Genomic DNA, 11,603 nt, shown 5'->3' with positions numbered 1-11,603 from the left:
TCCATCTGGTAGTGATGCATTTGCACCTTTTAAGCAAATGTCATGCAACATCTACTCTTATGCGGTATTAGCTATCGTTTCCAATAGTTATCCCCCGCTACCAGGCAGGTTACCTACGCGTTACTCACCCGTTCGCAACTCATCCAGAGAAGCAAGCTCCTCCTTCAGCGTTCTACTTGCATGTATTAGGCACGCCGCCAGCGTTCGTCCTGAGCCAGGATCAAACTCTCATTAAAAGTTTGAGTTCTCACTCATTTCTGTCACTGACAGATTTATTGTTTTTTCATTGTTCAGTACTACAACTTCAGTTGTAGTGCCCTGCACATTGGTTCGTCTTGTTCAGTTTTCAAAGGTCTTTGTCACTCATTTCTCTCAAGCGACAACTATATTAGTATATCACAGTCGCTTTCGCTTGTCAACACTTTTTTGAAACTTTTTTAATCTTTTTTTCATCAAGTGTTTCAACCGCAACATACCCATAGTCCGTACGGGATTCGAACCCGTGTTACCGCCGTGAAAAGGCGGTGTCTTAACCCCTTGACCAACGGACCAGAGTTGTTATTTTCAACTCTTACTATTATACAGGCTTTTTCAGACTTTGTCAACACCTTTTTTAAACTTTTTTTAATTTTTTTCGACTTTGGTAACGTCTCACACTAACTTCCACCATAGCGGAACTTAATCTGAAACGCTTTCAGATGAGGGGATTTTGTGCGCTCTTTTTTTCGATTCATTTTGGCTACAAAAGCAATAAAATCAAGCATTAGTAAAACCAGTGGAACTTACCCTGACATGGATTTCCACTGGTTTTTACAATTTTTATCAGATTAACTTCCACTTGGATTAGCGGTGGAACTTAGTTTGGGAATTTACCTTTTTTTCAAATCAACTTTTTCAAATTATAGTAAAAAGAGCCAGAATTATACTGACTCTTCTATTGTTCATTAAACTTAGAAGCACGTTCTTCTCCCCACCAATAGGGGATTAGTTCTGCGACTTTAACTGTTTTTCTTGTATCATAGTCCATCATGACTTCTGCATCTTTATTTTCAGCGTTCAACTCTAAAAGGAATTCTCTGCAAGCTCCACAGGGCATTCCTGAACTTCCACCATAAGGTGGTTTGTCTCGAAAGGCTAATACTTTTTTAACCTTAGTTTGTCCTGAAAATTGGTACATATTGAAGAGTGCCGCCCGTTCTGCGCAGAGATGGAAAACACCACAGGTTCCCTCCATACAGAATCCTGTAAATATTTGTCCATCTTCTGCTTCTACTGCAGCTACAACATGATTGGCATAAACAAAGTCTGATACTTCATGTGGATTGTATAGTTTCTGTGCTTCTTCGTACATCTTTTCCCAGATGTCCATTATTACATCCTTCTTATTTAGAGATTTCTTTTAGCATGTTTTCGATATGCTGGATTGATTTTTCACGACCTAACAAGAAGATCGTATCTGGCAATTCTGGTCCATGCATTTCACCTGAAACAGCGATACGAATAGGCATGAAAAGATTTTTCCCTTTAATACCTGTTTCTTTTTGGACTGCTTTAATTTGTGGGAAGATATTCTCTGTTACAAATTCATCATCTGTCATCGCTTCAAGTTTTGCTTTGAAGGCTTCAAGAACTGTTGGGACTGTTTCACCTGCCATGACTTCGCGCTCTGCTTCGGTCAATTCTGGGAAATCTGAGAAGAACAGATCTGTCAATGGAATAATTTCATCAACTGATTTCATTTGTGGCTTATAGAGCTCAACTAATTTTTCAGCCTTGTCAGTCAATCGACCTGCTTCCTCTAAGAATGGTTTTGCCATTTCAAAGATAGTTTCTAGGTCTGCATTCTTGATATAATCATTGCTCATCCAGTCGAGTTTCTTCTGATCAAAGGCTGCTGGAGACTTGCTGAGGCGGTTTTCATCGAAAAGTTTAATCAATTCTTCACGAGAGAAGATTTCATCTTCTCCACCTGGGTTCCAACCAAGAAGAGCAATAAAGTTAAAGACTGCTTCTGGTAAATAGCCTTTTTTACGGTAGTCTTCGATAAACTGAAGGGTGTTGGTGTCACGTTTAGACAATTTTTTCCCAGTTTCAGAGTTGATAATCAAGGTCATGTGACCAAACTCTGGAGCTTCCCAACCAAGTGCTTCATAAACCATAAGCTGTTTTGGTGTGTTAGCAATATGGTCGTCTCCACGGATAACATGGGAGATTTGCATATCATGGTCATCGATGACAACGGCAAAGTTGTATGTTGGGTAACCGTCTTTCTTTTGGATAACCCAGTCACCACCGATATTGCCGCCTTCAAATTCGATATCACCTTTGACCATATCATGCCACTTGTAGATACCTGACTCATTGACAGCCAAACGGACAGTTGGGATGATCCCTGCTGCTTCACGTTCTGCGATGTAAGCTGCTTTTTCTTCTTCACTCATACCAAGGTATTCATTGATGTAGCGTGGTGTTTCGCCAGCTGCTTCTTGGCGTTCGCGTTCAGCTGCCAACTCTTCTTCTGTAACATAAGATTTGTAGGCTTTTCCTTCAGCTAACAGTTGGTCGATGAATTTTTGATACAAGTCCAAACGCTCAGACTGGCGGTAATTTTCATGTGTTTCTGGGCTTTCATCCCAATCCATGCCTAACCAGCGAAGGTTTTCAAGCTGTGAACGTTCACCATCTTCGACATGTCGTTTACGGTCAGTATCTTCGATACGAATGATAAATGTTCCACCATGATGGCGTGCATACAAGTAGTTAAACAATGCTGTACGGGCATTCCCGATGTGTAGTAGTCCTGTTGGACTTGGTGCGTAACGTACGCGGATATCTTTTGACATAGTTTCTCCTATAAAGTCTCTAGGCGTCTGCCTTTTTGCTCTCTATATTATATCACAAGTCTTGGCTGAGTCCAATTTCTATGGATAAAGAGAGTAAAAAGAGTGGACAAACCACTCTTTTCTTCTATTATAGACGTGCGTTAAGTTCTTTGCTCAATTCTTCAAATCCTGGTTTTCCAAGAAGGGCAAACATGTTACGTTTGTAAGCTTCAACACCTGGTTGGTCAAATGGGTTGATAGCATTCAAATAACCTGAAAGAGCGATAGCCAATTCGAAGAAGTAGATAGTGTAACCAAGAGTGAAAGCGTCTTGCTCTGGAAGAGTCACGTACATGTTTGGTACATCACCATCTGTGTGGGCAAGAAGAACACCATCAGTCGCTTTTTTGTTTACAAAGTCAACGTCTTTTCCTTGAAGGTAACCAAGTCCGTCAAGGTCTTCTTCCAAAGTAGGGATAATCACGTTTTTACGAGGTTTGTCAACACGAACAACTGTTTCAAACATGATACGAGTTCCTTCTTGGATAAATTGACCAAGTGAGTGCAAGTCAGTTGAGAAGTTGGCTGAAGTTGGGTAGATACCTTTTTGATCTTTTCCTTCTGACTCACCAGCCAATTGTTTCCACCATTCTGAGAAGTATTGAAGTGATGGCTCATAGTTTACCAAGATTTCAGTTGCATAGCCTTTACGGTAAAGGATGTTACGAACTGCTGCGTATTGGTAAGCTTCGTTTTCAGAGATTTTGTCTGAAGTGTAGTCTTTGCGAGCTGCGTTCGCACCTTCCATAAGGGCTTTGATGTCAGCTCCTGATGCTGCGATTGGAAGCAAACCAACTGCTGTCAATACTGAGAAGCGTCCACCGATGTCATCTGGAACAACAAATGTTTCCCAGCCGTTAGCATCTGCTTCAACTTTAACAGCACCTTTTTGGCGGTCAGTTGTTGCATAGATACGTTTGTTTGCTTCTTCTTGACCGTACTTCTTAACCAAGAGTTCTTTGAAGACACGGAAAGCAATCGCTGGTTCAGTTGTTGTCCCTGATTTAGAAATCACGTTTACTGAGAAGTCTTTGTCTGCAACATACTCTACCAACTCAGCAAGGTAAGTAGATGAGATTGAGTTTCCTGCGTAAAGGATTTGTGGAGCCTTGCGCTCTTCTTTTGTTTGCAAGTTTGCGAAGTGGTGGTTCAAGAAATCGATTGCTGCTTTAGCACCAAGGTAAGATCCACCGATACCGATCACAACCAAAACATCGCTGTCTGACTTGATTTGCTCAGCAGCTTTCAAGATGCGGTCAAATTCTTCGCGGTCGTAGTTTTCAGGAAGGTCCAACCATCCCAAGAAGTCGCTACCAGCACCAGTTCCTTTACGGATCAATTCATCTGCTGCTGTTACTTGTGATTGCATGTATTCCACTTCATGTGGTGCAACAAATTTGTCTAAAACTTTTGAATAATCAAATTTAATATGTGACATGTTATTCCTCCAATATTTCTTCTTTTCTATCATAACGCTTACCTTCGTTTTTTTCAAGTTTTTTTGTCGAATTTCTCCAATTTTTATCAGAATTCAAACGTTTGCGTAAAAATCCCACATTCCAAAAATTTTGAAAAAATAAAAGAAAGAACGACTAGATGTTCCAGTCGTTACAGTTCATTCAATAAATACTCAAATAATTCTAAATTGCCATCTTCTTCATTGACCAGAAACTCTGGATGCCACTGCAAACCAATAATGCGGTGCTCATCGATAGACTCAATCGCTTCGATGGTTTGATCTCTCGGATCAATAGCAGTTACACGGAAATTAGGTGCCAATTCTTTAATACTCTGACGATGGACCGAATTGACCTGACTGTCTTTCCCAAATAGCTTGGCCACCACACTTCCTTCTACTGTCTCAATAGAGTGAGATGTTCCGAAAGGTAGGCCTTGCCAGTGACCTTCGATTTCTTGATTGAGGGTTCCACCAAAGGCAACATTGACAAGTTGAACACCGCGACAGATTGCCATAATTGGTTTATTCTGACGAAGCGCTTCTTTCAAGAGGGCCAGTTCAAACTCATCACGGACTAGATTGTAATCATCACTCTCGATGGTCTTTTTCTCTCCATAAAACTGAGGATGGACATTTTGACCGCCTGTCAAAATCAATTTGTCAATCATTTCCACATAATCGCGTACAACTGACTCATCACCAACAGGAATGACTAAAGGGAGACCACCGACTTGACGAATGCTCTCTGCGAATCTACAAGATACAGATGAATGAATGTTTTTTCCTTCTGCGTCTACGGGACATAGATTTGCAGCAACTCCTACAACCGTTCTAGCCATGATGCTTCTCCTTTCGAATATTAACACTCTTCGAAAATCTCTTCAAACCACGTCAGCGTCGCCTTACCGTATATATGTTACTGACNNGCAGTGCTTTGAGCAACCTACGGCTAGCTTCCTAGTTTGCTCTTTGATTTTCATTGAGTATAACGATAGTCCTATCATATCACTCAAAATGACTTTCGTCTAATATGTTTTTTTTAAGAATGTGATAAATATTTTTTATGGACAAGAAAAAGCTGCCCACATAGGACAACTTCTTTCTTATTCGAAAACAAATTGATTGTGATAGAGTTCTGAGTAGAAGCCACCTAGTTTCAAGAGTTCATGGTGATTACCGCGTTCAATGACTTCTCCATCTTTAAGGACAATAATCTGGTCTGCATTGAGGATGGTCTTCAAACGGTGGGCAATGACGAAACTAGTTCTGCCTGCTACAACCGCCTCCATGGCATGCTGAATCTTACTTTCTGTCACCGTATCTACGTTTGAAGTTGCTTCATCGAGAATGAGAACTTCTGGATCTGTCATCAGGGTTCGAGCGATAGAAATCAATTGTTTTTGCCCTGTTGAGAAGATGCTCTGGTCATCATCTATAAGAGTATCGTACTTATCAGGTAAGCTTTCGATATAGTCGTGAATGTGGGTTGCCTTGGCTGCTGCCTCAACCATTTCCTGACTAGCATCTGGCACACCGAAACGGATATTATCTCGAATCGTTCCACTAAACAAGACCGAATCCTGCAAGACAATTCCCACCTTGCTTCTAAGACTATCTAAATCATAGTCACGAATGTCTTTACCATCAAAATAAATCCCACCAGCATCAACATCATAGAAGCGATTGATGAGGTTCATAATAGTGGTTTTTCCTGACCCAGTCGGACCAACAACTGCTGTCATCTGGCCTTTAGGGGCAGAAATGCTGACATCTTTCAAAATAGGTTTATCAGGCAAGTATGAAAAATCAATATGACTAATTTCAACACCTTCTTGCAACTGAGTGAAGATTGGAGCCTTTTCAGGTCTAATTTCTTCCTCTGCGTCAAACATTTCCTGAATCCGTTCAGCACCTGTAAAGGCCAACTGAAGACTTCCCCAACTAGCTGCAACTTGAATAATAGGCTGGTAGTACTGCTGAGAAAATTGGGCAAACATCACAATCAAACCTAGGGCTGTACTTGTTTCAATAGACTTATCATTCAAAAGTACAGCTGAACCAGCAAAGATGACGATGGCTGTATTAACCAGGCTCATCCCATTCATGACAGGGAAAAGAATTCCTGAGAACATTCTTCCTTTAAAGGTCGCCTTGCGCACGCGCTCATTTTGTTCAAGAAATCCTGCCATCATATCCTCTTGAATCCCTTGAACAATGACAGCTTTTTGACCTGAGATACTCTCATCCATATAGGCGTTGAGTTTCCCTACCTCTTTTTGTTGGAGATTGGTGTATTTGCGGGCCATTTTTACAATAAAAATCAGCATAAGGAAGGCCACTGGTGTGCTGGCAATGGTGATGAGGGCCAGCGTCACATTTCTCGAAAACATGACAAGAATCAGACCAATGTATAAAACAACATTGCTCATGACCTGAACCAGACTTTCATTAAAGGCTTGGAGGATATTATCCAAATCACTGGTAAAACGAGACAGGATATCGCCATCTTGCCGGCGGTCAAAGAAAGAAACCGCTAACCGAGCAAGCTTACCAAAGAGACCTTTGCGCATCTCGTTGGTCGACTCTGCAATCACGCGCGTCATGAGACACATGTATATGACACTGGAGATAAATAGAACCAAAACCAGCAGGCCAAGATTGACCATGATTCCTGATAGGCTTTGCCAAACAAGTTCTGGATTGCCATCTTGATAAGCTTGAACTAAATTGGCTAGCTGCGTCACTGCTTGTCCAGAAAAGACCGGAAAGAGTGCTTGGGCAAGAGTTGCCAGAACAATCATCAAGATGACAACTACAAATGATAGCTTATAGACTTTAAAATAATGCCAAAAGAACTGAACTGTCTTCATTTTACTCCTCCTTTCCTTTCTGTGTTTCATAGATTTCACGGTAAACGGCATTGTTGGCAACCAAGTCTGCATGCGTGCCTTGACCAATCAATCGTCCTTGATCCAGTACCAAGATCTTGTCTGCATGGACAACCGAGCTAATCTTTTGCGCGATGATAATGGTTGTTGTTCCCTTCAAGTCCTTATTCAAGGCTTCTTGCACTAGGCGCTCTGACTTGGCATCCAAGGCCGAGGTCGAATCGTCAAAAATCAGAATACGTGGATTGCTGACAATCCCACGCGCAATCGACATCCTTTGTTTTTGCCCACCAGAGAAATTGGTTCCCCGTTCCTCAACTGGACTTTCAAAGGTTTTCTCCATACGATGAATGAATTCACTGGCTTGGGCAATATTGGCTGCACGCTCCATTTCAAATAGAGTAGCATCTCCCTTACCCTGTCTCAAGTTATCTGCAATCGTTCCACTGAAGAGAATGGCACGTTGAAGAACGATAGAGACAGCTTTACGCAGGGTTCCTTCACTCACTTCTCGAATATCCTTGCCTCCGATTTTGATAGCCCCTTCCTGTGGGTCAAAGAGACGTGGAATCAATTGAGCCAAGGTTGATTTTCCTGCACCAGTCGCTCCAACGACACCAACCATCTGACCAGGTTCAATAGTAAAACTCACATCTTTCAGCATCGGTTCCTTGTCCATTGGATAGGTAAAGGTTACATTTTCAAAGCTAAGACTTCCGACCAACTCTTCATCTGGCACATCCTTGAAAGTCATAGCTGGCTCTGCATCCAGAATTTCTCGAATACGACGCATGGAAATCATAGCACGACTGACAGAATTTCCCAAAAATCCAACCATAACAATGGTAAAGATAATCTGGCTTAGGTAATTGACAAAGGAAGCAATGGAGCCAACAACTGACGGATCCGACTGAACCATCCCTGCAACTAGCCAAATAGAGAGGAATACCGCCCCATAACCGACCAACATCATGAAAGGTTCCACTACTGAAAAGGCATAACCAATGTAAAGGTTTTGACCGAGTAACTCGTCTGAAACCTCCGTAAACTTAGCAAACTGCTCTTTTTCTTGGACAAAGGACTTGACCACGCGAACGCCACGCAGATTTTCCTTGGCAATGGCATTGATACGCTCAAGAAGGGTTTGAAACTTGGCAAAACGAGGCCCCATCATACCCATCATGACAGCAGTCAAACCAAAAATCAAGACTACCATGAGAACAATCACCCACCACAGAGAAGGTAAGGTTTGAACCGCCAAGATAAACGAACCGATGAACAAGAGGGGGAGTCTGAAAAGAATTTGGAAGGTCATCATGACGACGTTCTGAATCTGGTTGATATCATTTGTCATGCGAACGACTAGATTTCCCGCATTAAATTGTTCAATATTGGCATAAGAAAAGGTTTGGATTTTACGGAAGGCATCCTCCCGAAGATCGGATGAAACTCCTTGGGCAATATAGGCCGCAAGGACAACATTGAGCCCACCAGCAACCAAACCAACCAAGGCCACACCAATCAACCAAGCCCCGATACTGTAAATAGCTTCATATTTTCCAGCAAGGAGGGCGTCTAAGACTTCCTGCAGATAACGCGGTTGCAAAAGTGAACTAGCAACCATCAAGCCTGTCATCAGGAGCGAGGCCAAGGCCTGCCACTTGTAGGTTTTTATTTTCTGAATCAGCATACTTTCTCCTTAAAAAATAGACAAAAGGGAGCGACAATGTGTCAGCTCCTTCTCATTCTGTTTGTGTGATGTTATTCTAGCAAAAAAGTGGGGGATTGTCAAAGAAGTCTCCTTGATACAGCTAGAATGACTAGTAATTTTCTCTTTATAGTTTCTGTTTTAACTCGACCAAGACATTCATAGCCTGCATAGGTGTCATATTGTAAATGTCCAATTTAGCTAATTCTGCTAGGATAGGATGCACTGCAGGCGTGTCAAAGAGTGAAATCTGTTCAGTGACGGCACTTGTTTGTCTCATGGGAGCAGGACTTTCTGTCCCTTGATTCTCTAACTGAGTCAAAATCTTATCCGCCCTTGCTAAAAGGTCTACTGGCAAGCCAGCAATCTTGGCAACATGAATACCGTAGGATTTATCAGCTGGTCCTGGTTCAATCTTGTGAAGGAAGGTGACCTGCCCATCCTGCTCCAAGGTTGCCACGTGGACATTGACCAAATGTTGTAAACTAGACTCCAGACTAGTCAACTCATGGTAGTGGGTCGCAAAGAGGGTCTTGGCTCCGATATGTTCATGGATGTATTCGATGATGGACTGAGCAAGAGCCATCCCGTCGTAAGTTGCAGTTCCCCGTCCCAATTCATCAAAGAGAATCAAGGAATTTTTGGTTGCATGCGAAATGGCATTGTTGGCCTCCATCATCTCCACCATAAAGGTTGATTGGCCTGAAACCAAGTCATCTGCTGCTCCGATACGGGTAAAAATCGCATCAAAAATCGGTAAATAGGCGTTTTCTGCCGGTACATAGGAACCCAACTGGGCCATAACCGCCGTCATGGCTAACTGACGCATGTAGGTAGACTTCCCACTCATGTTTGGCCCTGTAATCAGTTGGATACTGGTATCTTCTGCCATCTGAATCGTATTAGGAATATAGGTCTGAGCCCCCATAACCTTTTCAACGACAGCATGGCGCCCTTTCTGGATATCAATTCGCGAATCATCTCCAAACTCAGGTCGAATCAAATGCTGGGTTTCAGCTACAACCGCCAGACTTTGCAAGACATCAACTGTCGCAATTCCTTGGGCTAGAGCCTGCAAACGCTGGATATACTTGCTGACCTCTTCACGAATACGCATAAAGATTTCGTATTCTAGGTTGGCTGACTTCTCACGCGCCTCCAGCATATCTCCCTCGATACGGGCTAATTCCTCAGTTCCAAAGCGTTCCGAGTTTTTCAGCGTCGCCTTGCGGAAAAAGTGTGCTGGAACATTCCCCAGTTGCGAATTGGTCACATGGAAATAGTAGCCATCCTTTTTATTGTAGTCAATCTTAAGCGTGCTGATACCAGAGTTTTCTCGCTCCTTGGCCTCAATCTCAGCAATCCAGCTAGTCCCTTCTCTGAGAACGCGACGGTACTTGTCTAAAGTCTCATCAAATCCAGTTCGAATAATTCCCCCATCTGTAATCACATGAGGAGCTTCAGGAGCAATAGCTGCACTAATCAAACTCTCCAACTCAGGGATTGCATCCAGTTGTGCGATGAGATAGGCTAGAGCAGGTTGCTCCATCCCTTCTAAAATCGCACGAATCCGTGGCACACTAGACAAGGTGGTCGCCAACTGCAGGAAGTCCTTGGGATTGGTCTTGCCAAAAGAAACACGACTAGCCAAGCGCTCAATGTCATAAACACCCTTGAGACTGTCTGTCAAATCACTGCGCTCAAAGAAATGGTCGAGAAAGACCTGCACCACTTCTTGACGTTGGATAATTCGTTCCTTATCAATCAAGGGGCGATGAATCCAAGAACGCAAGAGCCGCATACCCATAGCTGTTTTGGTTTCATCCAAAAGCCAGAAAAGGCTGCCTTGCTTCTTGCCCGAACGAGCATTCTCAACCAAATCCAGACTAGCCTTGGTCGCATAATCCATCTGCAAGAAATCTTTGATTTCATAGCGGATAACAGGCTTGAGGTGGTTCAATTCCCTCATCTGAGTCCGATGAACATACTGGAGCAATTTACTAGATGCCGCTTGCTCCACAGCTGCCAATCGTGAATCCAGTAAATGAAGGTCCTCAAAGCCTTCTTTTTCATAGGAAAGCACCAGATTCATCTGACGACTAAGGATTTGTTCCTCTTCCTCAGACAAGTCATAGCCCAGCACCACTTCTCGCGCCTTGAGATTACGGATTTCCCCACAAACCAGCGTGAAATCCAAAAGACCTGTCACATAAAAGTCACCCGTCACCAGGTCCATATAAGCTAAGCCAAATTGATTGCCATCTCGATCTATAGCAACCAAGAAGTTGTTCTGACTGTCTGGCTTACTGCTATCGACCACTGTCCCTGGCGTAATGACCTGAACAACCTCTCGTTTCACAACCCCAACTGCTTGTTTAGGATCTTCCATCTGCTCTGCGATAGCTACCTTATAGCCCTGCTCAATCAAGACATCAATATACTGCTGGGCAGAATGATAGGGGACACCCGCCATAGGAATCGGATTGTCGGCATTCTTGTTACGACTCGTTAAGGAAATTTCCAGAATCTGCGCAGCATTGACCGCATCCTCATAAAATAATTCATAAAAATCACCCATCCGAAAGAGCAAAAAAGCATCTGGATATTGCTTTTTTATATCCACATACTGTTGCATGCCGGGTGATAGCTTTTCTGTCGCCATTTTC

At 42.8% G+C, this 11,603-nt stretch carries 7 protein-coding genes, 1 tRNA gene and 1 rRNA gene; all 9 read right to left on the bottom strand.

Features of this window, described 5'->3' with window-relative positions; all coding sequences use genetic code 11:
• Positions 1 to 236, bottom strand: a 16S ribosomal RNA gene (locus HT696_RS08290); the annotation flags it as partial.
• Positions 237 to 479: 243 nt separating this feature from the next.
• A tRNA-Glu gene (locus HT696_RS08285) sits at positions 480 to 551 on the bottom strand.
• Between the two features lie 383 nt (positions 552 to 934).
• On the bottom strand, positions 935 to 1,369 hold the full coding sequence (locus HT696_RS08280; protein WP_050243285.1) for a cytidine deaminase: 435 nt from the start codon (positions 1,367 to 1,369) through the stop codon (positions 935 to 937).
• A 13-nt stretch (positions 1,370 to 1,382) separates the two neighbouring features.
• A complete protein-coding gene (gene gltX / locus HT696_RS08275; RefSeq protein WP_050142038.1) occupies positions 1,383 to 2,843 on the bottom strand; it encodes a glutamate--tRNA ligase in 1,461 nt (486 codons plus the stop codon).
• A 127-nt stretch (positions 2,844 to 2,970) separates the two neighbouring features.
• Positions 2,971 to 4,320 (bottom strand): glucose-6-phosphate isomerase, encoded by a 1,350-nt coding sequence (locus HT696_RS08270; RefSeq protein ID WP_173283544.1) that lies wholly within the window; start codon positions 4,318 to 4,320, stop codon positions 2,971 to 2,973.
• Between the two features lie 170 nt (positions 4,321 to 4,490).
• Positions 4,491 to 5,180 (bottom strand): gamma-glutamyl-gamma-aminobutyrate hydrolase family protein, encoded by a 690-nt coding sequence (locus tag HT696_RS08265; RefSeq protein ID WP_173283543.1) that lies wholly within the window; start codon positions 5,178 to 5,180, stop codon positions 4,491 to 4,493.
• Positions 5,181 to 5,444: 264 nt separating this feature from the next.
• A complete protein-coding gene (gene patB / locus HT696_RS08260) occupies positions 5,445 to 7,211 on the bottom strand; it encodes a multidrug efflux ABC transporter subunit PatB (protein ID WP_164226828.1) in 1,767 nt (588 codons plus the stop codon).
• Position 7,212: 1 nt separating this feature from the next.
• Positions 7,213 to 8,919, bottom strand: coding sequence for a multidrug efflux ABC transporter subunit PatA (gene patA / locus HT696_RS08255; RefSeq protein WP_173283542.1), 1,707 nt, complete (start codon positions 8,917 to 8,919; stop codon positions 7,213 to 7,215).
• A gap of 145 nt (positions 8,920 to 9,064) precedes the next feature.
• Entirely contained in the window at positions 9,065 to 11,599 is a 2,535-nt protein-coding gene (mutS, locus tag HT696_RS08250; RefSeq protein ID WP_173283541.1) for a DNA mismatch repair protein MutS, read from the bottom strand.
• Positions 11,600 to 11,603: the final 4 nt, after the last annotated feature.

The organism is Streptococcus sp. 9903 (assembly GCF_013276625.1).
Taxonomy (GTDB): domain Bacteria; phylum Bacillota; class Bacilli; order Lactobacillales; family Streptococcaceae; genus Streptococcus.
This window is presented reverse-complemented; position numbering and strand designations above follow the sequence as displayed.